We start from the raw sequence: 26,785 nt of genomic DNA on the forward strand, positions 1-26,785 counted from the left end.
TAATGGGCAATAAATATGTTGTAATGCTGCTGGTCCTATCTCTCGTGGTATTACTGCTGTCAGGATGCGGTTCAGAACCAAAAACAGAGACCGTCGTCATCGCCGACAGCAATGAAGTTTCCAGTACCGATCAAAGCTCTCGGCCGTTTCAGGTCCAAAAAATATATCGGCTTCCGGATCGTTTTGTAAATCGGGGGGAGCTACTGGGATGGTCGTCTGGAAATGCCGTTATCGCATCGTTCGGAGCCATGACCATACTGAAGCGAGGCACGGTGGAACGTTTAACTTATCCGTATGAGCAGAGCAAGGCCATACCCGGAATCGGTAAGGTAACTTCCAATACGACACTTTCTCCCGATGGGAAATATATTTGCGAATTTTCTCGTTCTTCCTCGGAGACAACCCTAAGGCTTATTTCCTTGCAGGATGGCAAGGAAAAGGAAATAGACAGGATCAGTACTAGAAACGAGTCTTATGTACAATATGTTTCCTGGTCGGCCAACAGTTCGTATATCGGCTACCTGGTAGAAAATCCGTTTGATAATGGAGCGGATAGCCTGTACATCTACGATATGGGGTCTCAAACTTCTGGCAAGTATCAGTTAAAAGGCATTATGAAGGAAGACACGCTTTTGAGTGTTAACATTGCAAATGATGGCCGCAGCATACTGGTGGAGTTGTTTGGTGCAAAAAAAGGTCAGAAAAAGATACTAACCATGGGGAAGGTTTCCGGGAAGAATATTGAATTTCAATACGAGCGTCAGATTGGTGGAGATTCAGTAGCCTGGATGAATAACGACCAGTTTGTGTTTCTCGGAACGGATAATTCACTGTATGAATATGATCGGCGAAACGGCGAACTCTCCGTCATTCTGGAAAAAGTGTTTGATTTTGAATTCTCGCCTGACAGGAAAAATATCGCATACACCGAGTATGATCAAAATGTTACTTACGTAGGCAAGGTGCAGGGAAGAAATATACTGTATAAGGAACCGGTGTATCGCGGAATTGTGCCGACGCATATATACTGGAATCCGAACAATAAAAGTGTACTGCTTCAAGGACTAAAACAATTGGATTCCTCGCAGACTGCGTCAACGGATTCTCCTAGCAAGGAGTCATTGATCATTGAATTGAAATAGCGGTGAGGATCGCCATGTTTGTAGACGTCAAAAACCTTATTTCGGTTGTTCAGCCGGAATAAGGTTTTTCTTTTTGCAACCGTTGTGACAATTTGTTTACATGTTGATCAAACTTTCGCGACATCTTTTTTTTATAGTAAATGAAGCAAGATCATTAGCCTATAAGGACAAGGAATGGACCATAGTGAATGGAAACCGGAATTTGCACCTGAATCAACCCATAAAACGTTATATGACCGGCCTGGATGGGCTAAGAGCCATCTCTGTGCTTGCTGTTATTGCTTATCATCTTCATTTCAGATGGGCAGAAGGTGGGCTGCTGGGGGTGGAGATTTTCTTCGTCCTATCAGGATATCTGATTACGGATCAGATTCTTTTCGAATGGAGGATGCGCAGTGGTTTCTCCATTATACAATTCTGGATCAGACGAATGCGCAGACTACTGCCGGCCATGATCTTTATGCTGACTGCAGTGGCACTGTGGCTTTTAATTACTGATTTCTCCAGACTGCAGGCGTTAAGAGGCCATTTTGTATCCTCGCTTTTTTACGTAAACAACTGGTATCTCATTTTTCATCATGTTTCATATTTCGAGAGCTTTGGCCCGCCTTCTCCAATCGGTCACCTCTGGTCGCTTTCCATTGAGGAACAGTTTTACGTCATCTGGCCGCTTGTTCTACTGATCGGTCTGTGCCTTGCGCCGCGACGAGGAAGACTGATGTTATACATTCTGGGTTGCGCCGCCGTATCCGCCATAGCCATGGCCGTGATATACGAACCCGGAACAGATCCGAGCAGGGTGTATTACGGGACGGACACGCGGGTGTTTGCCATTTTGATCGGAGCGGCTCTGGCGATAATCTGGCCCAGCTGGAGACTGAGCGAAAATGTATCCTCTTCGTCACGGACCATGCTGGATATGACTGGCGTGCTGGGCATTGTAATGCTGTTTATCATGATCGGTCAGACCAACCAGTTTGATGATTCGCTGTATCGCGGCGGTTTTCTTTATTTATCACTCATTACTGCAGTTATTATTGCTGTACTTGTTCATCCGGCCAATCGACTGGAACGATGGCTCGGTTGCCGGCCTCTGAGCTGGATCGGTAAGCGATCTTACAGTCTGTATATTTGGCATTATCCAATCATTATTTTGTCAAGTCCGGTGGTGAATACCGAAGATGCCAGCTATATACGTATTGCTCTGCAGGTAACGGCCAGTTTCATAATGGCAAGTCTTTCCTACAGATACATCGAAGAGCCCATTCGTCGCGGGACCCTAAAATCACTCCGCAGGTCAGGCGCTGGCAGCCAGTTAGGCCTTGTCGTCATTGTTATCGCCATTATTCTGGTCCTGACATCATGGAAGACGAATTCACCAGATCCTGTGCCTGATGCTCCAGCAACTGTAAGCCGGGAACCCGTCCAGACAGAAAAGGTGCAATCCGGCTTTTCCGATGTAAATACAGTCCATTCCGCAGAAGGAGAGGGGGTCACGGCGATCGGAGATTCCGTCATTCTGGATGCCGCCCCGTTTCTGGAAAAGCAGCTCCCCGGTATGACCATTGATGGCAAGGTGGGACGGCAAATGTCACAGGCTGGGAATGTGCTTGATGACCTGCGGGCACAGGGCAAGCTTGGCAATAAAATTATTATTGAACTCGGCACCAACGGCGTGTTTAACCAGAGTCAACTGAAGTCCTTGCTGACTTCACTACAGGATTCTCGGCAAATTTATCTGATAACGACCAGAGTACCGAGAGGGTTGCAGAATACCGTAAATGACAATCTGCGTGAAATTGCTGGTGAATTTCAAAATGTACGACTTATCGACTGGTATTCGGCCAGCGAAAACCGCAAGGATCTATTTTATGACGATGGTGTCCATCTGAAACCAGAAGGAGCTCAGTATTATGCCTCGGTTTTGATTGATGCTATCAAACAGGATAAAACCTACTAGCATGTTAAAGGAAAGGATGAACTAGGTATGAACAAAAAAAATGTCAGAAAAGTGAGGGCATTATGGGGTTTTATGATTCTTCTTATCGTCATAGGAGCCATAGGCCTCCATCTACATTCAAAGCAAAATTCGGATGATAACGAACCACGCGGCAAGGATTCTTCTCTATACAATTTTGATGCGATGCAGCCTGCTGCACAAAAGCCTGGGGCTTCCAGTACCAGCGGAGAACAAGCTCAACCATCCGCGTCCTTAAACGGCGAGGGCGTCACGATGATTGGAGATTCGGTTACGGTCGGAATTGAGCCTTATTTAAAAGAGCAGCTTCCGAATATGACGGTAGACGGCAAGGTTGGCCGGCAGATGTCTCAAGCTGTAAAAGTCATTAATGAATTAGCCACCCAAGGCAAACTGGGAGACCAAGTCATTATCGAACTCGGCACCAATGGTCCGTTTAGCAGAGACCAACTGCACGACGTACTGCAATCCCTTTCTGGAGCCAGACAGGTAATCTTGGTCACCACCCGGGTTCCGAAAGGATGGCAAAACACGGTGAATGACACGATTGCACAGGTTGCCGATGAGTTTAGCAACGTCAGCGTGGTGGACTGGTATTCGGCCAGTGTAGGCAAAGATGAATACTTTTATAGAGATGGCGTCCATTTAAAACCAGGGGGTAGCCGATATTACACTTCACTCCTCGTAGCAGCCTTGCAAAAATCTTAAATACAGAAGGGACAGACGCGTTCATAATTCGGAAAGGAAGAATGACATGACACAGAGGAAAAAGAGGATATTAATTGTAACATTGTTACTTGTGGTCGCTGCTGTAAGCTTTATTTTTTATTATTTCTTTTCGATTTACAAAGGGCTGGAAGGATTTAATAAGGCTCCGGCAAACTCCCCGTTCATTAATGTAAGCACCGATAATACCGAAGCTCTGGAAGCTCCAGCATGGGAGGGAACTGAGCCTGTCAATATTTTGCTGATGGGTGTGGATGCCCGTGGAAGCGACAAGGGCGAGGTACCCAGATCCGACAGCATGATGGTTGTTTCGTTGAATCCTACCGATAAGCATATCCATGTGTTTTCGATTTTGCGTGACACTTATACGGATATTCCCGGATACGGCAAAAACCGAATCAACACGGCTGTTACGCATGGGCCGGATACGGCGATGAAAGCAGTCAGCGAATTGTTGGGGGTGCCTGTTCATTTTTATGTATATACCGATTTCCAGGGGTTTATTAAACTCGTGGACTCTGTAGGCGGACTCGATTTTTATGTCGAAAAGGATATGTACTATGAAAGCAAGGCCGATCTGCATGAGTACGATATTAATTTAAAGCAGGGACAGCAGCATTTCAACGGCAAAACGGCGCTTCAATATGTCCGTTTTCGTCATGATGCCATGTCCGATTATTCCAGAACAGAAAGACAGCGCGAATTTATTACGGCATTAGCCGAGAAGGTCAAAACAACGACTTCCATTATGAAGCTTCCTTCCATTCTAGAGGAAATCAGTCCGTATATCGATACCAATTTGTCAGTCTCCGATATGTGGAATTTGGCTTCGGTAGGGTATCAAAGTACGTTAAAGGGAAATGAACAAATACCGCCAATGAAGCTATTAAAAGAAACTTATGTGGGCAAAGCGGCTGTTCTGGATGTAAAAAGTCGAACTGATTTGAAGCAATTTGTGCAAAGTACCATAAACTCCGACGCTTCTCATTCGATGACAGACAATCCTTCCGGGCAGAAAACAGATCTTGAATAGGATTGGACAATATATAAAATCGTAATTTGCCGGACAATAGTCTGTTAAATGCTCTTTATGAGCACAACATGGTCTTCCGGTTATCCATAGGGGGAAAAAGAATGGGTACAAAACCAATAGTAAGGTTCTGCTTGGCGTTAACCATATCCGCCGCCATGCTTCTGGAGATCACTGCTCCGCACATGGCTATGGCTGATGCTGCACAACGTACAGAAAGCACGTTGTTAAACGATAAACAGAGTCAATCAACAAAAACAATCTCAACGCAGGTTAAAAATATCCCGACACTGAAATTGGATAACAATCTGGCATCCATGACGAAGAAAAGAACCATTAAAGCTAGATTTAAGCTTCCGAAGGGTACCAATATAAAGAAAATAAGCTGGACTTATGGTGGCAAGCCATTATCGGAATGGAAATCGTACAAGGATCACGATTATAATGGCGCCCCCTTTATCACCGTTACTCAGGTCAAAGCAGAAAACGGAGAAGTCACTGCCAATATCAATTTTGGTCTTACTTACGGTACGGAAAATCTTGCCGAACCGAGTCTGCAGCGTCCACTGTACGCCTCATTGATGGGAACCTATGAACTGGCTGCAGCAGTCAACGGCAAAACCGTTGCCCAGGCCCCCATTAAGTTGGTCCCATACGACAGCTTCCGTACGTATGATGAACTGAAGCCGGAGATTGATGCGATTACGGCACAAGCAGCTCAAAAAAACGACAGATACATTAAAACGATGTCGATCGGCAAATCCGTTGAAGGCCGCGATATGTATATGACTGTGGTTGCCAAAGATCAAGCAACGATTGACAAATATCAGAATGTAACTCATCCTGCCATGCTGAATGATCCTGCAAAGCTGGAGAACGATATTCAATCCGGTGCATTCGGAGATTATCAAGTGCCCATCTGGATCAACAATATTCATCCAAATGAAGCGCCGGGCTTTGATGCGATTATCAATTATTTTAAGACCATGGCTCTCGATAAAAATGTTACGTACAAGACCACCTCGTCCAATGGAAAATCGAGTACGGTCACTCTGAATATGGATGATGCGCTTGAACATGTGTTTTTCCTGTTCCTGTATACGGAAAATCCAGATGGAAGGGTGCATACCGAACGTTATAATGCTGAATACTTTGACTTGAATCGGGATAATTCTTATCAAACCCAGCCTGAAACACGCAGTGTTACAGAGCAAATTGCCAAGTGGTCGCCGATTTCTTTCCTAGATCTGCATGGCTTTGATAAGAATTTTCTGATTGAGCCTACCACACCGCCTCACGATCCGAATATTGAATACGATCTGCTTATGGATAACATGGTAGAACAGGCAAAAGCGATGGGTGAAGCAGGTATAGCAAACACAAAGTATGATTACTACCATATTCCTTATGAAGAACATCGTAAAACAGTCGAAAATCCTAAATATGTTTCCAAGGGGACTTCTTCAGGATGGGACGATGCGTCTCCAGCCTATACAGCTGTCTTCGCCATGCACCATGGTGCAATGGGACATACGCTGGAAACACCTGAATCGAATGAAGAGTCGACCAAAGCATTGTATTATAGTGTCGCTGCAGCAACCGATTATGTTATGCAAAAGAAAGAAAATTTATTTTTGAACCAGCTAAAAGTATATGAACGTGGAATCAATAACATCGATGATTATGCCGTAGATCGGTATCTAGTCAATGTCAAAAATCAAGTTATTGGCCGCCCTCGTCACGGTAATGAGAATTTTTTTCCTGAGTATTACGTTTTGCCGATCGATAAGAGTCTTCAAAAAAATCCGCTGGAAGCTTATCGGATGATTGAATATCTTATCCGCAATGGAGTAACGGTTGAACGCTCGACAGAAGCTGTAAGTACTGCTGGCAAAACCTACCCTGCGGGTTCATTTATCATAAATATGCACCAGGCCAAACACGGCATTGCAAACATGGTTTTATATGATGGTATTAACGTCTCAGATTATGCTTCCGTAGCTGGCGAGATTGTGCAGGATTTTCCTGTCCTGCGAGGATTTGAACGTGATGTGGTTAGAGAAACCGGAGTGTTTGCGGGCAAAACTTCTCCGGTGACTTCCGTATCGATTCCGGCCACACCAATGCCGAATGATTCTGCCTATGTCTTAATCCTAAACACCAATAACGATGCCATCAAAACGGTTAATGAATTGCTTAAATCCGGCAAAGTGGTTACGATGCTATCCAAAAGCGGAACAGGATATGAAGCGGGTGACTTTGCAGTCGCCTATGATGATCTGAACCCGCTGGCCTCGAAATACTATCTTGATGTCACGGCATTCGGCAATAACAAACCCGTTGGTAAAGTTCTTAAACCTTCTACGGTAGCCGCTCTCGGCGAATCGGCTTATGTGCTCAAAAATCTCGGTTTTAAAGTGACCGATGATCAGCAGCATGCCGATGTGTTGGTGAATACATTCGATTCCGATAAACTTGTCGAGAAAGGGAAACCATACATTGCTTATGGAAATATGGGGATGGGTAACGTGAAAAACTGTATTCCTCAATTTGCGTTTGCTGGACCGACATGGGAAAGATACGAAGGGGTCTTCCTAGCGAATGTCAAACAGGATAATGTGATTACAGCCCCTTACGATAACGAAGAATACTTCTACACCGTTACAGGTTCTTACATTACGAAACTACCTAAAGCTGCAAAAATTCTTGCAACCATTAGTAATAAAGAAAACTTCTTCAAAGCGGGCTGGTGGCCAGGTCACGATGCTGCAAGAGGAAAGATTATGGCCTTCACCTATATAGAAAACAAAAAGAATATTACTGTGTTCTCTAATGATCTCACCAATGGTGCTCATTCGCAGCAACAATTCCGTTTGCTGGCCAATTCCATTTTTAATGCTGTTCCCAGCAAATCCTAAGTAATTTTGCAAACAGCCTTATTCCAGTGATCAACTGTGAATAAGGCTGTTTTCGCGATAAAACGGTTTCGCCTACTGTGACATTTTGTTTACAACTTGATCAAACTTTAGCGACATCTGCAGGATATATTGGACTATAGCGTAACATCATCCTGTACATGCGGGTTGATGAAAAATACGAGTCCAGGATTTTCAAGGAGGAATGCAAGTTGCTAAGCAGTATCAAACTGATAAGCAGATCCGTCAGAGAGTATGAGGAAGAGGCCAATATCAAAATACGAGCCTTTTCCGTAAATAGCCAATTGAATGAAAATCAAGTAAATGAAAAGACGGTTGCTAATAAATTAGATGATAAAGAAGTAGATACAGCAGGTATATCCAATTCATCCTACGACGTTACACAAACCGATATTCCTTCTCGAAGCTCTGTAGAAGAGTCGAAAAGAAGGCGGGGCACCAGGCGTCTTGTAGCACTTGATGCAGTACGAGGAATGGCGGTGCTGGGAATGTATTTGCAGCACTTCGGATCGAACCCAAACGTTTCTGCGATTGTTTCCGGAAACACGACACTATTATTCGTATTGTGCGGGGGGATATCTTATTCCATTATGGCACAGCGCATGATGGAACGGGGAGCGGATACGGCCGCTTTCCGTGCGCGAATGCTAGCCCGTGCAGTATTTGTTGATATTATTGGTTATTTGCTTATTATGCTGAACACTCCATATGGCATCATTTTGCCTGCCTATTCAGCTATGTTTGTGCTGGCCCTTATGTTATTTCGCCGTTCGACCCGCACCATTGTTACAACAGCAGCAGTTTTGCTCGTGACAGCCCCGCCGCTAATGATTCTGGGATCAAGTATTTTCTCAAAAGCTTATCTTCTTGGTGATATTGCAGGAGGTCCAATGTCTGCTATCGCCTTGATCCCTGCATTTGTTACTGGTATGGCCATTGGCCGCTTTGACCTGACCAGATTACGCACAGCTCTCATACTCGCAGGCAGTGGTATCGTTATGCTTGTTATTGGCAAAGCACTGACTGCTTTTGTACTTCCGAATTGGAGTCTCCACTTTGAACAATGGCTGGTAAGGATGCAAGGAGTTGCTCCTGTACAGCCACCGGATGAATACGCAATTTGGCCGCTTAATACGGAATCACTAATGTGGCATATGCTCTTGCAGTCGGCTCCGCACACCGCTTCGACCTTCCAAACGATGATAGGATTAGGAATTTCATTCTTGGTATTGGGCGTTGCATGTCTCATATCCAAAAAAGCCTCTACTGTATTATTGCCTTTTGCAGCAGTCGGACGTATGGCTCTGACCATGTATGCCATTCAATTTGTAATAGTTTGGTTTCTGTATCTGGCAAAGATTGGGCACAGTCTGGACGGAGTTCCGTTCGGCGACGTAATAGTTGCAGTTGTTACACTGTTGCTGGGATTGTTGTTTGCTAAGCTTCCTGTTGGTCCGCTTGAAGGATTGATGCGCCGTTTTGACCGATTGTTCTGCCCTACCCAACCAGTCTCACAAACAGTAAAGTAGATAGCCTTCTTGATACTCTATATTTATAGTCATAGAAAACATCGGATTTCAATTAAAACGGACTGATCAAAATCACAACAGATAAAAAATAAAGGTTTTGTGAATTTAGTTATTTATTTCCAGGTTTTAAGTATTGCCTATGTTGTACAATGACAACAAGTTTACCCCAACTAAGTCCTGATAATATCAGGATTTTTTTATATTTAGGGGAGAATGACAACAAGTTTGCCTCTTTCGTAAAGGGGCGGCTATAGTTAGAGTTACTTTGTGGAATGACATGATTATTTTTTGTTCCAATCTACAATACATATCGATGTTTTGTATCTGTTAGATTTAATTTTTTTTGTCCAATTAAAGTGTAGAAGATCACCATATGATTTTGCTCGTCGTTTCTAATATGGGTGTAAAGTGTGGTTTTTTTGGGATCAGAATGACCGAGCATTTAAGTCCACAGAAGTTTGGGCTTTTCTTTGATAATTAGAAATTCTTTTTTGTGGTATGAGAGCCCTAAAACCCCAGATGATATTTGTATCTTTATCCCACATCAAGCATCTCTTTATAAGACGAGTATTCTCTTTTTCATTAATACCCGCAGCTTTAAAAATTTCTTTGTTCGTTAGAGCATGATGCTAGTTGGCAAGATAGAGAAGTTGAACTTAGAGATTTTTAACTCAATACAAGACACAATGATTCAAATTCTAATATCACAGATTTTTTTGTATTAACCTCCATCATAGTTATTTTTTGACAGTTCCGTACGAGCACTTAAGAAATAGCCCCATCTTTACCGTCGGGTCAAAAGAAGAAAAAACTTTATCGCTAACGCCTTCTTACAATTGGTGTTTAACAATCCTGTCTCCCTCAATAAAGCTATCGGAAACGTAACTTTTGCATCAGACGCCCGTAATAACTAGCACTCTCATTATGTTGGGCAAGTTTTATTAGTTACTGGAGTAGAGGGTTGGTATCAAGTAGACGGAAAACCAGTTCAATTCCTTAAAACAGGCGATGTGGTGAACATTCCACCGAACGTAAAATATTGGCATGGGTTACGAAGGATAGTTGGATTTGTATACTTAGTACTCACACTGGGGTGATACAGACCGGTTAGAAAACGTAACCGAGAAAGAATATGAAAACTCTTTTAAAAAAAATGAAAAAACAAGCAGAAGCGGCAGCCAATCGGCTGCCGTTGTTTTAGTGTTTCGTTATATACTGTGACCTTTATTGAAAAGGAAAAAGGTCATTTTCTTTACAGAATATAATACCGATTAAAAACTTCTTTCTAACAAGGTGCCAACTTGTGTGGCCATGACTTGCGGTGAATAGGGCATTCCATTTCGAATCCACCATTCAATGACCCCTACATAAGCAGTCCCAGCATATTGCAACATCACATCTTCGACTAATTCCGTATTTTTCCCGCTTTCTTTGTCAATCTCCCCTTTGAACCCTTCCATGAAATAAGCAAGTAGCCGCGTTCTAAAAGATGAAGGTGTACCTTTTGATGCTGCTAGCATGGTTGAAAAAAGCAAATAATTTTTCTCAAAGTACTCGAAATATGGAACAAGAGCATCAGCCCACTCCGTCTGACATGCCCACGTATCCATTTCTTTTAATTCATTAATGTGTGTTTCCATGATTTGATCTAATAAATCATATTTGTCCTGATAATGAAGATAAATTGTACCGCGGTTTACGTTTGCCTTGTTTGCAATGTCTTGAATGGTAATGTCATCGAAGTTTTTTACAGCCATCAGTTCAATAACGGCTTTTTTTAAGGATTCTTGCGTTTTTAGGATTCTCCGATCCACTTTAATCATCTTGTCTTTTCCCCCTGATCAAAAAATAATGAACACTTTTCGTGATGATGTTGCTATTTCAACAAATTGCGCTTTTTTAACCATTGAACTTAGGTTTCTTTTTTTATAATAATAGACATAAGTTGATAAAACAACCAGTATTGTTTATTCGCTCTCCGTGGCTTACTTACCTAAAAAAAGGAGAACTTAAATTTAGAAAAGAGGGTGTTCACATGGTGTTTAATAAAGAAGTGTGGATAATAATTACTAATTTCTAAATAGCTAACTGATAAAAATTCTATTCATTGGAGGTTATATATGATTAATGCTAATGCACGTGCTGTGTTCGGTCCAGAAGGTTCTACAGTTGAGCGCAGGGATCTTAAGCCGCATAATATTCTCATTGAGATCAAGTATGCGGGTATTTGCCACTCTGGCATCCATACTGCCCGTGGAGATTGAGGGCCAGTCCAATATCCTCCCGTTCCAGGACACGCTGGAATTGTCGCCCAGATTGGTTTGGAAGTCACAAAGTATACTGTTGGTGACCGGGTAGGAGTTGGCTGTATGGTTGATTCCTGTGGAGAGTGCGAGAGTTGCCGTAGAGGAAAGGAGCAATATTGTCTTAATGGACATACGAGTACCTACGGAGTCATCGATAGATATGGACAATATACGCAGGGAGGTTATTCCACCCATATCGTTGTAATAACGGAGGATTTCGTGGTTCGAATTCTAGACGGCATTAATCTTGATGTCGCCGCTCCACTTTTATGTACTGGGATCACAACGTATCCGCCGCTGCGCCATTGGGGTGTTGATTCCGGCTAAAATATAGCGGTCGTTGGATTTGGTGGACTCGGACACATGGTGTGAGATCGCTCATTCTATGGGGGCAGAAGTAACAAACCCATAACATCTAAAGCAAATGCGTTAGTTTAAAGAAAGCATTAAAACAATCATAGGAGTAAAAGGAATGAAATATAAGACCCAAAAAAATTCTCTCGGTTTTGCTCTAATATTGGCCATATTTTCGGCGTTGGGGCCGTTTACCGTCGATATGTATCTTGCATCACTTCCGCAAATCGCTGTTTTTTTTGGAACAAGCGCAACTGCGGTTCAAGCGAGTTTAACCACTAGTCTGTTAGGATTAGGGCTAGGACAGTTGATAATGGGACCATTAAGCGACATTTATGGAAGACGCCAGCCTTTGTTGATTTCCATGATACTATATATCCTTTCCTCTATTGGATGCGCTTTTGCACCAAGCATAGGATGGTTTATATCTTTAAGATTTATACAAGGGGTTGCTGCGTCCGCTGGACTTGTTATTTCGCGCGCTATTGTTCGAGATCGGTTTAGTGGGATTGAAATGACTAAGTTTATATCGTTGCTGACAATGATAAGCAATGTGGCACCGTTAATTTCCCCTACGGCTGGAAGTACGGTTATGTCATACAGCTCTTGGTTAGGTGTATTTATATTTTTAGGGGTGCTAGGCATAGGGTTAACTGGGATAACCATATGGGGGTTAAAGGAAAGCTTACCTGTACAACAACGTATTTCAGGCAGTCCCCGTGCGTTGATGAAAAATTATAATAGCTTATTCCGAAAGCGGTCTTTTATAGGGTATGCTCTAGTCAATGGCATATTGTTCGCAGGTGTTTTTGCCTATGTTGCAGGTACCCCATTTATTTATCAAAACATATACGGCGTGTCGCCGCAACTGTTTTCAATCCTCTTTGCGTTGAATGGCCTTGCTATTATCTTGGGATCTCAATTCGTCAAACTGCTTGCAGACCGGGTAACGGAAAGTCGATTGTTTTTGATCGGAATAATACTAGCGTTTATATCTTCTGCTGCAGTCTTATTTATAGTACTAGTACATGGAGTATTATCAGCTATGTTTATTTCGATCTTCTTATTCGCTTTATCCATTGGGATCATTGGCCCCATCTCTTTTACATTAGCAATGGAATCGCAGGGGCATATTGCAGGGGGCGCGTCCGCCGTGCTCGGCACTTTACAATTCGCATTAGGTGCCGTTACGTCTCCACTTGTGGGAATTGCAGGCGAAAATTCTGCTATACCTTTTGGAATTATTATTTTTTCTACAAGTTTATTATCTATAATTACCTATCTCATTCTGGTTAAAGGGATAAAAAAATTATCCGGTACCAAAAATAGCTTTGAATCCAATACTTAACCAATCGCTTGCGAACATTAAGATCTATGCGAGGCCCCAGCTTTCTAAGACTTGAGTATAAAAAACAGGAGGATCTAAAATGCAAAGTGTTACACTAAACAATGGTGTCGAGATGCCGATACTCGGATTTGGGGTTTATCAAATTGATGATGAAAATGTATGCGAAGAATCGGTTTGTAATGCCCTAATGGAAGGTTACCGCTTGATTGATACCGCTGCTGTTTATAGCAATGAAAAAGCAGTCGGTCGTGCCATCAAGCAGAGTGGCGTGCCCAGAGAGGAAATATTCGTTACAACAAAGCTTTGGATTCAGGATGCAGGTTACAAGAGTGCTAGGAAAGCATTCGAAACATCACTGAAAAAACTGCAACTGGATTATTTGGATCTGTATCTCATTCATATGCCCTTTGGCGATATCCATGGTTCATGGCGTGCGATGGAGGAATTATATCATGAGGGGAAGATCAGGGCAATCGGCGTAAGTAACTTCCTAAATGATCGCCTGATGGATTTAATCGTTCATCATGAAATCGTTCCTACTGTAAACCAAGTTGAAACGCATGTATTTACACAACAAGTAGAAAATGCTCAATTTATGAAGGATCACCATGTTCAGATTGAGTCCTGGGGACCATTTGCTGAAGGGAAAAATGACATTTTCAAAAATGAAGTATTGGCATCAATAGCTGAGAAACATCATAAATCCATGGCTCAAGTTGCTTTACGTTGGTTGATACAAAGAGGAATTGTTGCGATTCCAAAGTCCGTTCATAAGGAAAGAATTATCGAAAACTTTAATATCTTTAACTTTGAAATGAGTAGGGAAGATATGGAAAGGATTGCTACGTTGGATTCCAAAGAGAGTTTAATCTTATCCCTTCACGATCCTGAAAACGTGGAACGGCTCAGCAACATGAAAATTCGTAACTAATTTTGGGGAGGCCTTATCACAAAATGCTCAAACCCAACAACACTATGTTCACGTAACAGTACCCAAGTCCTTCCCATATATCGATTCAATTCCACATATAAACATATGCATATAGAACTGATTAATGGTTATAATGGCAGAGAAGTGTGTGAAAAAGTAAACTGAAAGAACGGTATTTAAGATGGTAAGTTAATTACTAGGACATATTGAATCTATTCATAAGCACATATTGTCAACAGGGGGAAACATGGAGTTAAGAGTGCTTCGTTATTTTCTTACAGTCGCTCGTTTGGAAAGTATTACGCATGCAGCAAATGTACTACATGTAACACAGCCGACATTAAGCAGACAATTAGCTGACTTAGAAAAAAATTTAGGAACTCAATTGCTTATTCGCGGTAAAAAAAAGGTGTCATTAACGGATGCTGGCATGCTTTTACGTCAGAGGGCAGAAGAAATCCTAACGATTGCGGATAAAACAGAGAGAGAATTCAAAGATCAAAATAATCTGGTTGGAGGGACTATCTCTATAGGAAGCGTCGAATCACTAACATCGCATTATTTATTTCAAACATTAAAAGCTTTTCATGAAGAGTATCCACAGGTTAATTATTATATTTATAGCGGAACAGGGGATGATATAAAGGAAAAAATAGACAAAGGATTACTTGAAATTGGGATTTTATTAGAGCCCATAAATATTGAAAAATACGATTTCATCAGATTGCCTCAAAAGGAACGATGGGGAATTCTAACACAGGCTTCATCCCCTCTTGCACAAAAAGAATATGTTACTCCCAATGATCTTGTTGGAGTTCCTTTACTTCTTTCTAGTCGTCCAACAGTACAAAATGAAATTGCTAATTGGTTTGCTGATGAATATGAAAATATACATGTTCTAGCCACATACAACTTAATTTCTAACATAGTTAATTTTGTAGATAATGGTATGGGAACTGCTATTTGTATTGAAGGTGCTCTTGCGATGACAGGTTCAAAACATCTTTGCTTCAGACCATTTTTTCCAGAACTCAAATTTAGTTGTGTTATTGTTTGGAAGAAACACAAGATTTTTAACCAGGCTACTTCTCACTTAATTCAATTAATCAAGTATGCCTCACAAGCATAATAAAACATAGATTATAGGTATTGGATAAGGTTATTTATCTAGTGATATCTTAAAGGTGCAGCTTGAATGAAGCCTTTAAATATTACTGATAAATAACTTTTTTTATTTAGCAGGTAAAGTTGTTTATGTTTAATAAATAAAAGGCGTAATTCATTGTTCAACAACAAGAAGAGGGGGCATTTTCTAATGAGCAAAAAATATGAAAAATTAGCTCAGGATATTGTAGAGAAGATTGGTGGTAGTGAAAATGTATCAACACTAACTCATTGTATGACAAGGCTTAGATTCGCACTAAACCAAAATAAAAAAGCCGATCAAGACGCTATTAAAGCTTTAGATGGCGTGATTGATGCGATTGAAAGCGGCGGACAATTTCAGGTGGTTATTGGCACCCATGTTGAAGAAGTATATGAGGAAGTGATCAAATATATAAAACATGCAGAAAATATAGATGATACATTATCTAACGAAAAAAATGTAAGCGTTTTTGGCAAATTAATCGATTTTATTTCAGGTACATTCAGTCCAATCGTTCCGGCTATTGCAGGCGCGGGAATGATAAAAGCGCTATTGGCTTTGCTGATCTTATTTAATGTAGTTTCAAAAGCGTCACAAACTTACTATGTAATCAATTTCATGTCGGATGCCATTTTTTATTTCTTACCCTTCTTATTAGCATATTCGGCTGCAAACAAATTAAAATGCAGCCCTGTACTGGCACTTGTGTTGGCTGGGATATTGCTTCATCCGAATCTGGATCTATTGAGAACTGCGGGTAATAATGTTAGCGTTTTTAATATTCCATTGACACTTGTTGCTTACAGTTCATCGGTTGTTCCGATTCTATTAACCGTGTGGGCGCAATCCTACATTGAACCATTCTTTAAAAGAGTCATTCCTAACGCTGTAAAAATTATTTTTGTTCCGATGTTTACCATTCTGGTTGTTGGATTTATTTCCTTAACTGCACTAGGACCGCTAGGTTCTTTCTTCGGAACATATTTGGCAATGGGGTTTGATTTTTTGGGATCGCACGGAGCATGGGTGGTCATTTTCATAATTGCAACCTTCTGGCCACTCCTTGTTATGTTTGGACTTCATCACAGTATCGTTCCGTTATCATTGGCTCAAATCACGACATTGGGATATGAAAATATCATTGGACCTGGAGCCATGATATCCAATATTTCGCAAGGTGTAGCCGCGTTGATTGTCAGTTGGAGAACAAAGGATACAGTATCCAAGCAAATCTCCACTACAAGTGGAATTACAGGCTTAATGGGAATTACAGAAGCAGCACTTTACGGTGTTAATTTACCTAAAAAATATCCTCTTGTTGCGGCTATGATTGGATCCGCTGCTGGAGGGCTTTACGCAGGGGTTATGGAAGTTTCACGTTATGCAACAGGTTCATCAGGGCTTCCAGCTATTCCGCTTTATATTGGAGAAAACATTTGGAATTTCTATAATATACTCATCGCATTATTAATTACAACGGTTATAACTGCAGTGCTTACCTACTTATTAACCTTAAAATATGAGAAAGAAACGTCTGAGCAGAATAAAGTCACCACAAACGATAAAATCATCACACTTAAAAATACGGTTATTACAAGTCCTATCAAAGGTGAAATGATTCCATTGAAGGATGTTCAAGATGCGGCCTTCTCCACAGAAGCAATGGGAAAAGGAGTTGCCATTGAGCCAAGCGAAGGAAAAGTGGTCGCTCCTTTTGATGGGAAAATTGTTTCGCTGTTTCCCAAGAAACACGCAATCGGTTTACTCTCCGATGATGGGGTTGAAATACTCATCCATATAGGATTGAACACCGTTAAACTGAATGGGAAGTACTTTGAAGCTCATGTTGAAGAGGGTCAGAGAATTACCAAGGGACAGACACTAATCACGTTTGATTTGGAGAAAATCAGAGAGGAAGGATATGTTACCCAGACCCCGGTGATCGTTACGAATACTTACAGTTATGCTGATGTGCTAACTAATAACAGTAGTGCAGTCACTGATTTTAACAATGAGTTGTTAGTCCTAATAGTGTAACCATATCAAATTCAAGGAGTGGATTATAAATGACTTTAGTCAAAGACTTTTTATGGGGAGGAGCAACTGCTGCAAACCAATGTGAAGGTGGATATTTGGAAGGGAATAAGGGATTGTCAACCGTCGATGTTATACCCGCAGGACAGGATCGCGTTTCTGTAATGAAAGGTAAGATGAAAATGATGGAATGTGATGATGAACATTTCTATCCAAGCCATGAAGCCATCGACTTTTATCATAATTATAAGGAAGACATTGCTTTATTTGCAGAAATGGGCTTCAAATGCTTCCGCTTATCTATTGCATGGACACGAATCTATCCAAATGGGGATGATCCATTACCCAACGAAGAAGGTTTGAAGTTCTACGATGATGTTTTTGATGAGTGTTTAAAATATAATATAGAGCCTTTAGTAACGATCACTCATTTTGATGTGCCGATGCATTTGGTAAAAACCATCGGTTCTTGGAGAAGCCGTAAAATGGTTGATTATTATGAAAGACTATGCGAAACACTATTCACTCGCTACAAAGATAAAGTGAAGTATTGGCTAACTTTTAATGAAATCAATATGTTATTACACCTACCATTCGGGAGCTCAGGATTGGTGTTTGATGAAGATGAAGATGAAGAAGCTGTGAAGTATCAGGCAGCTCATCACCAATTGGCCGCGAGTGCTAAAGCTACTGAAATTGCACGCAAAATAAATTCCGAATTCAAGATAGGATGTATGTTGGCGGGTGCCAGCACTTATCCCTATACTTGCGCTCCTGAAGACGTATGGAAAGCCATAACAAGGGATCGAGAGCATTACTTCTTTGTGGATGTACAATCTCGTGGTGAATACCCGAATTATGCCAAAAAAATGTTCGAAAGAATGAATATACATCTGAAAATGGAAGATGATGATGATGAGCTTCTGAAAAATAATACAGTTGACTTCGTTTCATTTAGTTACTATGGTTCGCGATTAACAAGTGCCGACCCAGCAGTTAATACTCAAACCGCTGCCAATCTCTTTCCGACATTACGAAATCCCCATTTAAAAAGAAGTGAATGGGGCTGGCAAATTGACCCACTCGGGCTGAGAATTACATTAAATGCATTGTATGATCGCTATCAAAAACCATTATTTATTGTCGAGAATGGGTTGGGAGCTGCGGACAAGCCTGATGAAAATGGATGTATCTCGGATGATTACAGAATCGAGTATATTCGTGAACATATCCGAGCATTTAAAGCTGCTGTAAAAGAAGATGGCGTAGAGTTGCTAGGATATACAACCTGGGGGTGCATTGATTTAGTAAGCTCAAGCTCTGGAGAAATGAACAAAAGATACGGTTTCATCTACGTGGATAAAGATGACCAGGGAAATGGTACGTTAAGTCGTAGTAGGAAAAAGTCCTTTAATTGGTATAAGAAAGTAATTAGTAGCAATGGAGAAGATTTAGACTAAGTTTATACAGCCATAGCTAGTTGATGATGGAATCACAGTCGACCAGATGTGACGCTTACAAACTTTTTCTAAACAAGACCCTTAATTTAAAATGCGATATATTCTCTTGTTCTCACTAACATGAGCAAGTCTTCTTGTGGTAAGCATTTTCTTGTTATTCGGGATCATGTTCTCAATAGGAAATAAAGTTATGAATTTAAGTACAAAACATGGAGCGGGTGCCGCTTCATGTTTTTGTACTGTGCCGGGTATGGGCCTTATCTCTAGTGTTCAAGTTCCGAATGCGAGAACAATATTCAAAACCCTACCCTCATCACAAAATTAGGATGAGAATTTTGTTTAAATAACCTCAGTACAAGAAATTACTCGATTTACTAGATTTGTTGGGAATGCAATTTAAAAATTTCTATCTAACAATATCCCAGTTTGTTCTGCCATGACACGAGGGGGGACTGACATTCCATTCTTAAACCACCATTCTACGATCCCCACGACCGCGGCCCCAAAAAATTGAAGAATGACATCTTCACTTAAGCCTTGATTTTTTCCTTCTGTTACATCGACTTCTACCTTGTACTCCTGGACGACTAAATCAAGGAATTGAGTACGAAAATAAGCTGAACTTTTCGTGTTTAGCATGGTTGAAAAGAACAAATGATTGTCTGCAAAGTATTCGAACCAGACATAATTTCCTTCTTGGAAACTCATTTCAGATGCTGTGTGGCAAAGTTCACGGAGATTGTTTATATGTTCTTCAATTATCTTATCTAGCAAGTCAAATTTATCCATGTAATGGAGATAGATTGTTCCTCGATTAACATTTGCCCTATCAGAAATATCCCGAATTGTAATGTCATCAAAGTTTTTTTCAGTCATCAGTTCAAGTATTGCTTTCTTTATGGCTTCTTGAGATTTGAGTACCCTTCTGTCCACTTTAGTCATTTTTAAAGTCCCCTTACTGAGATAATCGGCAATTACGGATAATTTGTTGAGTAATCCACACATCGAAAGAAATTGATTATTGCAAGCATTTTGTTTCCGTTTAGAATTATAAACGTAAGTTGATTAAACAATCAATGTTCATTTTTTATTTGGAGTTATCTAAACTCAATGATCAGTACGCGTACCCGTTCTGAGGCAAGTCAAGATCGCACCAAACGAAAGGAAGGAACCATGAAATGGATTATACGAAACTTGGAAATACTGGCTTGGATGTATCCCGGATTTGTCTTGGTTGTATGGGTTTTGGAGACGCACGAAAAGGTCATCATCGATGGGTACTTGATGAAGAACGCGCTCGTCCGATCATAAAAAAAGCTCTGGAGCTTGGAATCAATTTTTTTGATTCTGCAAACGTGTACGCTGAAGGGACAAGTGAGGAAATAATTGGAGGTGTATTAAAGGATTTTTCGAACCGTGATGAAATTGTCATCGCGACTAAAATACATGGACGAATGCATCAAGGACCCAATGGCGCTGGACTTTCCCGCAAGGCGATCATGAGCGAAATCGATAAGAGCCTTAAGAGATTGAAAACCGACTACGTCGATCTGTATCAAATTCATCGTTGGGATTATAACACGCCTATCGAAGAGACGATGGAGGCATTGCACGATATAGTTAAGGCTGGTAAGGCAAGATACATCGGAGCCTCTGCAATGTGGGCATGGCAGTTTGAGAAAGCTTTACATATAGCTGAGAAGAATGGGTGGACCCGATTTGTATCAATGCAGAATCATTTAAATCTCATTTACCGTGAAGAGGAGCGAGAGATGCTCCCACTTTGTAAGGAAGAAAAAATTGGGGTCATTCCTTATAGCCCGCTCGCAGGAGGAAGATTGGCGCGGGAGACAACAACACATCGTGCCGAAACTGATGAAATTGCAAAACAAAAATATGATGCAACAACAGATGCGGATCAATTGGTGGTGAACCGGGTTGCGAGTTTGGCAGAGAAACATGGTGTTCGCCGGGTTCACATCGCACTTGCGTGGCTTCTGCATAAAGAACCGGTAACCGCTCCTATTGTCGGTGCGACAAAAATATCCCAGCTCGAAGATGCAGAAGCTGCTCTATCTATTCAATTAACTGCTGAAGAAATTGCGTTTTTGGAAGAACCATATGTACCGCACCGAATCGTTGGTCATTTTTAAATTCATATAAATTGGTGTCGCACGGTCTCTTTGATAAGAGAGATGCACATGAGTTTTTGTGTCAGCTCGTCGTCATTAGACATAAACTCACAATAAAGGAGAATAAATTATGCCTGTAATTACAATTGAAGCAGCTAAATTAACTAAAGAGCAAAAAAGAAAGTTAGTAAAAGACCTTACTACATCAGCTTCAACTATCATGAATATACCTGAACAAGCATTCTTTGTGTTCGTAAGGGAAAATGAACTAGATAATATAGGTGTTGCAGGACGGATTTTAGCAGACAAAGCTGTAAATAGTCCACTGAAAAATGAGGAGTAAAATAGTTAACTTGGTAATACCGGATTAGAAGTACATCGTCTTTGTCATGGCTGTTTGAGCTTTGGTGAGCAGGTCGTGATTCCCATCAATGAGTACTAAATAAAGAACACAGTTGCCCAATTATTAAACTAGCTCTTGAACTTGGTATCCATTTAAATAATTGATAGAAAAAAAATTCTTGGATGGAAAAAATTTAAAATGAAAATACTCATTCTTGTTTTTCACCCTGATTTAACTGCTTCCCGTGTTCATCGTCGCGTAACGGAAGAAATGGAGAAGCAAGCTGGTGTTACAATTCATCGTGTTTATGAGGCATACCCGAATGAGAAGATCGATGTCGCTGCCGAGCAGAGGCTATTGGAGCAGCATGATCGCATCGTTTTGCAATTCCCTTTCTACTGGTACAGTACGCCTTCATTGTTGAAAAAATGGGAGGATGTAGTCCTAACTCATGGCTGGGCATTTGGAAGCAAAGGGGACAAGCTGCACGGAAAAGAGCTGCTGATTGCCGTTTCTACCGGCGCTGCTAAAGAAAACTATTTACCAGACGGTAATTTTAAATACACCGTTTCCGAGCTGCTGCGACCTCTTCAGGCAACCAGTAACTTGATTGGAACACGCTATTTGACACCATATATCTTGTATGGTGTAATGCAACACCTGTCAGATGAGGAGCTAGAGCAAAGTGCCAAGGATTATGTGGCTTATGCGCTGAATCCTAAACTTGTCTAGAAGAATGGTGATGCTAAGCCTGTTGGCTTCATCATAGAGACGGGAATTGGAGGTTACCGCGTCGCAATTATCGTCATTCTTTCAGTGGGTCTTATTCATCCACAAAAAAAACAAGCAGGAGGCACAGTTATGAATCGAATTGAAAAGAGTGAAGAAACATTTAAACAGCTATTTGGTAATGGAATGCCGGGAGCATACGCTACTGATCCTGATTTTCAGGACATCCTGAGCCGTTTTATTTTTGGGGAAGTTTTTTATCAAGGGAAGTTGGACGATAAACAACGTGAGCTTATCACTCTGGTGGTGCTTGTAACGAATCAAACGTTACCTCAGCTCAAGGCGCATGCTCATGCTGCACTGAACGTTGGACTAACTCCGGTAGAAATTAAAGAGGCCATTTACCATTGTGCCCCTTATTTAGGATTCCCTAAAACGCTAAATGCCATCGCGGAGATTAATGAGGTTTTCCAGTCCAGAAATATCGAGTTACCTCTCGAAAGCCAAAAGCAGGTTGAAGAAGAGAATCGGATAGACAAAGGCCTTGCAGTGCAGGTAGAGATCTTTGGCGATATCATTGAAAAGAACAGGGGGAATGTTCCATACAATCAAAAGCATATACAAGACTATCTTTCTGCCTTCTGTTTTGGTGACTTCTATACTCGTGGAGGCCTTGATCTGAAAACACGGGAGTTGCTGACCCTCTGTATCGTGAGTAGTCTCGGCGGTTGTGAAAGTCAAGTCAAGGCACATGTGCAAGGCAACCTGAATGTAGGCAATGACAAGGATATCATGATCACTGCCATCACTCATTGCCTTCCTTATATGGGTTTTCCGAGAACATTAAATGCTTTGAGTTGTGTGAATGAAATCATTCCAGAATAGCAGGAGAAATTAAGCGAAAAAATAGATTTTTTTATAAATGAAAGTATACCTAAAATTAAGAAAGGGTGTTTATCTAAAATGTCAAATATTCAAGAGAAAGTAGTTATTATTACAGGAGCGTCCAGCGGTATTGGAGAAGCAGCTGCAAAAGAACTGGCATCTAAAGGTGCAAAATTGGTTCTTGCCGCTCGCCGCGAAGACCGGTTAAAGAAACTACAAGATGAAATTGAACAAAGCGGTGGAGAAGCTGTGTATAAGGTGACGGATGTAAGTTTACACCAACAAATGGAAGATCTTGCTGCATATGCGCTTAACAAGTTTGGAAAAATCGATGTTTTAGTCAATAATGCTGGAATCATGCCGCAGGCTTTTCTTGCTTTGAAAAAGGTTGATGAATGGGACCGAATGATCGATGTCAATATCAAAGGGGTATTGTACGCAATCGGGGCAGTCCTTCCATCTATGAGAGAACGGAAATCAGGTCATATTATTAACCTTTCATCCGTGGCTGGACACAACATCTACCCAGGCGGGACAGTTTATTGTGGTACCAAACATGCCGTAAGAGCAATCTCTGAAGGCTTGCGTCAAGAAGAAGCGATGAGTGGTACAAATATTCGTGTGACCAATATTTCGCCGGGGGCTGTGACCAGCGAACTGCTGGAGACGACAACTGATCCGGCAATGAAAGCGGGCTTAGATGATTTTTACAAGATAGCAATCGATGCAGACAGCATCGCACGTGCCATTGCCTTTGCCATCGAGCAACCATCGGATGTGGGCATTAATGAGATGATCATTCGACCAACAGCTCAAGTTGGATAACGTTAAAAATATAAGAAAGTAGAGATGAAAAATGAAGAACGAGCACTTAAGCCATAGCACACTCTTCCCATTGGGTCAAAAAGTCGAAAAAAACTTTATCGGAGACGCGTACTTACAAATGGTGTTTACCGATCCAGCACCACTCAATACAGCAATCGGGAATGTAACCTTTGCTCCCGGTGCCCGCAACAACTGGCACTCTCATCACACTGGGCAAGTGTTGTTAGTTACTGGCGGTGAGGGGTGGTATCAAGAAGAAGGAAGGCCAGCTCAATTACTCAAAACAGGCGATGTGGTAAACATTCCAGCGTTCATTAAACATTGGCATGGGGCTACAAAGGACAGCTGGTTTGTTCACTTAGCTCTTACACCAGGACAAACAGATTGGTTAGAACCCGTACTGGATGAAGTATATATTAAGCTATAATAAATGAATTAACACATATAAACGGCAGCCGTCGATGCTGCCGTTTATATAGAAGCTTCTAATAAATCTGAAACCCTCTGTTGCTATTCTGTGAATTATGGGGTCAGAGAAGATTTGAAGCTAGTACTGAGCGATTGGAGACAGTATTATGCAAACGATCGATCAACAAATGCTTACCGGAGAACGAGCACTTTTCAAGAGAAAGAACCTCATGGTCACTAATTCCATTTTTGCAGATGGCGAGTCCCCCCTGAAGGAAAGCAACGATATTACTATCGATAATAGCATTTTTAAATGGAAGTATCCCTTGTGGTATTGCAATAATATTCGTGTTAATCGTAGCACTTTCCTTGATATGGCCCGATCGGGAATATGGTATACACATCAAATTGTCATCAGTGACAGCGTAATAGAGGCGCCAAAGACATTTCGGCGTTCGAGCGGAATCCGACTGACGTATGTCGATCTGCCCAACGCGCAAGAAACCTTATGGAATTGCGAAGATATTCACTTGCATCATGTGACCGCAAAAGGTGATTACTTTGGAATGAATAGTGCAAATATCAATATCGACAATTTCACATTAGCGGGGAACTACGCATTCGACGGAGCTAAGGATATGGAGATTCGCAATGCGAAGATTATTTCAAAGGACGCCTTCTGGAATTGCGAGAATGTCACCGTCTATGATTCATTGATCATCGGAGAATATTTAGGCTGGAATTCGAAAAACATCTCCTTTATCAACTGTACTATCGAAAGCAATCAGGGAATGTGCTACATGGACCGTCTCGTAATCGAGAACGGAACGATTCTGAATACCGACTTGGCATTCGAATATTCAACCATTGATGTGGAAACCAAGACCTCAATTGATAGCGTGAAAAATCCAATCTCAGGGAAAATCAAAGCAAAGGATATCGGCGAAATCATCATCAATGACGAAGAAATCAACGCTGCCTACACCCGATATGAGCTGGATATAGCAGGTGATCGATTTGTCCTTTAATTTTGATGAAATGACGAACCGTTTGGCCACTAACTCTTATAAATGGGATGTTGAACCAGAAGAGCTGCCGATGTGGGTGGCGGATATGGATTTTGAGACTTCGCCTGCTGTAGTCGATGCTCTGCAAAAGAGATTAGACCATCATATTTATGGATATACCTCGATACCAGATACTTATTATAATGCGGTTGCCCATTGGTGGGAAAAGAGACATCAATATCAGATCCAAAAAGAATGGATTATGTTTTGCACGGGGGTAGTGCCGGCAATATCATCTATCGTACGCAAAATGACCAAAGCCGGTGACAAAGTGCTAGTGCTTGCGCCTGTCTATAACATTTTCTACAACTCCATAAAGAACAATCAACGAGAAGTTCTAGTAAGTGAGTTGATTTACAAAGACAATGGATATTCGATCGAATTTGACGATGTGGAGAAAAAGCTAGCCGATTCTGACACAACGCTTATGATTTTCTGCAATCCGCATAACCCCATAGGCAAAGTGTGGGACAAACAAATTCTTGAGAAACTCGGCACGCTCTGCGTCAAGCATCAGGTCCTTATCCTTTCCGATGAAATTCACTGCGATTTAACACACCCAGGCCACCCATACATTCCTTTCGCTTCAATATCGGAAGAGATCGCCCAAAATTGCATCACCTGTGTGGCGCCGACGAAAACTTTCAATCTTGCGGGAATTCAAACTTCAAGTATTATCGTGCCGAATTCGAAGATTCGTAAACTTGTACACCGTGGCATTAACACCGATGAAGTGGCCGAACCTAACTTTTTTGCGATTGAAGCAGCAATCTCTGCCTTTACGGAAGGCGAACCCTGGCTGCAAGCCTTATTGGAATATCTCATGGCGAACAAGCAATATCTCGAACATTATTTGGCTAGTAAACTTTCGCAGCTCCAAATTATCCATTCGGAAGCGACTTATTTGGCTTGGATCGATTGCCGGAACATAACTTCTAATGTAAGTCAACTGTGTAAATTCATAAGGAAAGAAACGGGGCTGTATGTCACGGAGGGCGCCATTTATGGCGGCAATGGATACGATTTCATTCGATTGAACTACGCCTGCCCTAAAAAACGACTAGTTGATGGATTGCAGCGCTTGAAGATTGGGATTCAGGCATATCAAAGAGTGAATGATTGATTCAATAATGGTTACCGGACACTCCTCCACGAAATGAATGGGAATTTGGGATAAAGTTGCACGATCACTTAATGAAGTTGACGCCGATTTTGTCGTGTTCACAAAAGTGGAGCCACTGTCCACGGCCGACTGTGCATTGAGAGGGCAAAGCGTCGCGTGAGGAACAATACAATCTAATTCTGGCATTGGGGGCGGATTATCTGGATGCCGCCAATGCCAGCGAACTCGTAACTGTTTCGAAAATCTCTTTCTTGGGGTTACCTTTCTAACTAGAGTCTTACCGCTGCCGGTTTGCAGTCCCAAAGCGATATCATAATGGTTTCCTATAACTTTTTTATAATTTTGTTTCTTA

At 41.5% G+C, this 26,785-nt stretch carries 21 protein-coding genes and 1 pseudogene; 20 read left to right on the forward strand and 2 right to left on the reverse strand.

Features of this window, described 5'->3' with window-relative positions:
• The first annotated feature begins 2 nt into the window (after nt 1–2).
• The 6 genes from MKY75_RS12425 (at nt 3) to MKY75_RS12450 (ending at nt 9,341) form a co-directional block, all read left to right on the forward strand.
• Nucleotides 3–1,142 carry a hypothetical protein gene (locus tag MKY75_RS12425; protein ID WP_340885509.1) on the forward strand — a complete coding sequence of 380 codons (1,140 nt, stop codon included), beginning with the start codon at nt 3–5 and terminating at the stop codon, nt 1,140–1,142.
• 184 nt (nt 1,143–1,326) lie between these two features.
• Complete coding sequence (locus tag MKY75_RS12430) at nt 1,327–3,102, forward strand: acyltransferase family protein (protein WP_340885511.1); 1,776 nt, start codon at nt 1,327–1,329, stop codon at nt 3,100–3,102.
• Nucleotides 3,103–3,129: 27 nt separating this feature from the next.
• The gene (locus tag MKY75_RS12435) at nt 3,130–3,828 is read left to right on the forward strand and encodes an SGNH/GDSL hydrolase family protein (RefSeq protein WP_340885513.1); all 699 of its coding nucleotides are present in this window, start codon (nt 3,130–3,132) and stop codon (nt 3,826–3,828) included.
• Nucleotides 3,829–3,874: 46 nt separating this feature from the next.
• A complete protein-coding gene (locus MKY75_RS12440) occupies nt 3,875–4,879 on the forward strand; it encodes an LCP family protein (protein WP_029515222.1) in 1,005 nt (334 codons plus the stop codon).
• Between the two features lie 101 nt (nt 4,880–4,980).
• Nucleotides 4,981–7,794 carry a M14 family metallopeptidase gene (locus MKY75_RS12445; protein WP_165146424.1) on the forward strand — a complete coding sequence of 938 codons (2,814 nt, stop codon included), beginning with the start codon at nt 4,981–4,983 and terminating at the stop codon, nt 7,792–7,794.
• Between the two features lie 209 nt (nt 7,795–8,003).
• A complete protein-coding gene (locus MKY75_RS12450; protein ID WP_340885516.1) occupies nt 8,004–9,341 on the forward strand; it encodes a DUF418 domain-containing protein in 1,338 nt (445 codons plus the stop codon).
• Between the two features lie 1,271 nt (nt 9,342–10,612).
• On the opposite strand, the gene MKY75_RS12455 is transcribed toward MKY75_RS12450, so the two are convergent.
• Nucleotides 10,613–11,164: a TetR/AcrR family transcriptional regulator gene (locus MKY75_RS12455; RefSeq protein WP_165146430.1), complete on the reverse strand. Its 552-nt coding sequence runs from the start codon at nt 11,162–11,164 to the stop codon at nt 10,613–10,615.
• Nucleotides 11,165–11,461: 297 nt separating this feature from the next.
• On the opposite strand from MKY75_RS12455, the pseudogene MKY75_RS12460 reads away from it, so the two are divergent.
• The 6 genes and pseudogenes from MKY75_RS12460 to MKY75_RS12485 all read left to right on the forward strand — a co-directional run.
• Nucleotides 11,462–12,050 (forward strand): annotated as a pseudogene (locus MKY75_RS12460) (alcohol dehydrogenase catalytic domain-containing protein); the annotation flags it as partial.
• A gap of 69 nt (nt 12,051–12,119) precedes the next feature.
• Nucleotides 12,120–13,349 (forward strand): multidrug effflux MFS transporter, encoded by a 1,230-nt coding sequence (locus MKY75_RS12465; protein ID WP_069011874.1) that lies wholly within the window; start codon nt 12,120–12,122, stop codon nt 13,347–13,349.
• A gap of 79 nt (nt 13,350–13,428) precedes the next feature.
• Complete coding sequence (locus MKY75_RS12470) at nt 13,429–14,280, forward strand: aldo/keto reductase (protein ID WP_069011872.1); 852 nt, start codon at nt 13,429–13,431, stop codon at nt 14,278–14,280.
• Between the two features lie 247 nt (nt 14,281–14,527).
• On the forward strand, nt 14,528–15,409 hold the full coding sequence (locus MKY75_RS12475; RefSeq protein ID WP_029515212.1) for a LysR family transcriptional regulator: 882 nt from the start codon (nt 14,528–14,530) through the stop codon (nt 15,407–15,409).
• A 186-nt stretch (nt 15,410–15,595) separates the two neighbouring features.
• Nucleotides 15,596–17,464: a beta-glucoside-specific PTS transporter subunit IIABC gene (locus MKY75_RS12480; protein WP_069011870.1), complete on the forward strand. Its 1,869-nt coding sequence runs from the start codon at nt 15,596–15,598 to the stop codon at nt 17,462–17,464.
• Between the two features lie 29 nt (nt 17,465–17,493).
• The gene (locus MKY75_RS12485) at nt 17,494–18,921 is read left to right on the forward strand and encodes a 6-phospho-beta-glucosidase (protein ID WP_340885519.1); all 1,428 of its coding nucleotides are present in this window, start codon (nt 17,494–17,496) and stop codon (nt 18,919–18,921) included.
• 396 nt (nt 18,922–19,317) lie between these two features.
• On the opposite strand, the gene MKY75_RS12490 is transcribed toward MKY75_RS12485, so the two are convergent.
• Entirely contained in the window at nt 19,318–19,863 is a 546-nt protein-coding gene (locus MKY75_RS12490; RefSeq protein WP_069011866.1) for a TetR/AcrR family transcriptional regulator, read from the reverse strand.
• Nucleotides 19,864–20,099: 236 nt separating this feature from the next.
• On the opposite strand from MKY75_RS12490, the gene MKY75_RS12495 reads away from it, so the two are divergent.
• The 8 genes from MKY75_RS12495 (at nt 20,100) to MKY75_RS12530 (ending at nt 26,433) form a co-directional block, all read left to right on the forward strand.
• Nucleotides 20,100–21,074 (forward strand): aldo/keto reductase, encoded by a 975-nt coding sequence (locus tag MKY75_RS12495; protein ID WP_029515209.1) that lies wholly within the window; start codon nt 20,100–20,102, stop codon nt 21,072–21,074.
• Between the two features lie 109 nt (nt 21,075–21,183).
• A complete protein-coding gene (gene dmpI, locus MKY75_RS12500) occupies nt 21,184–21,396 on the forward strand; it encodes a 4-oxalocrotonate tautomerase DmpI (protein WP_061828371.1) in 213 nt (70 codons plus the stop codon).
• Nucleotides 21,397–21,594: 198 nt separating this feature from the next.
• Nucleotides 21,595–22,128, forward strand: coding sequence for an NAD(P)H-dependent oxidoreductase (locus MKY75_RS12505; protein ID WP_340885521.1), 534 nt, complete (start codon nt 21,595–21,597; stop codon nt 22,126–22,128).
• 129 nt (nt 22,129–22,257) lie between these two features.
• A complete protein-coding gene (locus tag MKY75_RS12510; RefSeq protein ID WP_340885523.1) occupies nt 22,258–23,010 on the forward strand; it encodes a carboxymuconolactone decarboxylase family protein in 753 nt (250 codons plus the stop codon).
• Between the two features lie 78 nt (nt 23,011–23,088).
• Nucleotides 23,089–23,835 (forward strand): SDR family oxidoreductase, encoded by a 747-nt coding sequence (locus MKY75_RS12515; RefSeq protein WP_029515205.1) that lies wholly within the window; start codon nt 23,089–23,091, stop codon nt 23,833–23,835.
• Between the two features lie 31 nt (nt 23,836–23,866).
• Nucleotides 23,867–24,262 carry a cupin domain-containing protein gene (locus MKY75_RS12520; protein ID WP_029515203.1) on the forward strand — a complete coding sequence of 132 codons (396 nt, stop codon included), beginning with the start codon at nt 23,867–23,869 and terminating at the stop codon, nt 24,260–24,262.
• A gap of 148 nt (nt 24,263–24,410) precedes the next feature.
• Entirely contained in the window at nt 24,411–25,271 is an 861-nt protein-coding gene (locus tag MKY75_RS12525) for a DUF3737 family protein (protein ID WP_340885525.1), read from the forward strand.
• 10 nt (nt 25,272–25,281) lie between these two features.
• Nucleotides 25,282–26,433: a MalY/PatB family protein gene (locus tag MKY75_RS12530; protein ID WP_340885527.1), complete on the forward strand. Its 1,152-nt coding sequence runs from the start codon at nt 25,282–25,284 to the stop codon at nt 26,431–26,433.
• Nucleotides 26,434–26,785 lie beyond the last annotated feature (352 nt).

This window comes from Paenibacillus sp. FSL L8-0663 (assembly GCF_038008125.1).
Lineage (GTDB): Bacteria > Bacillota > Bacilli > Paenibacillales > Paenibacillaceae > Paenibacillus > Paenibacillus polymyxa_D.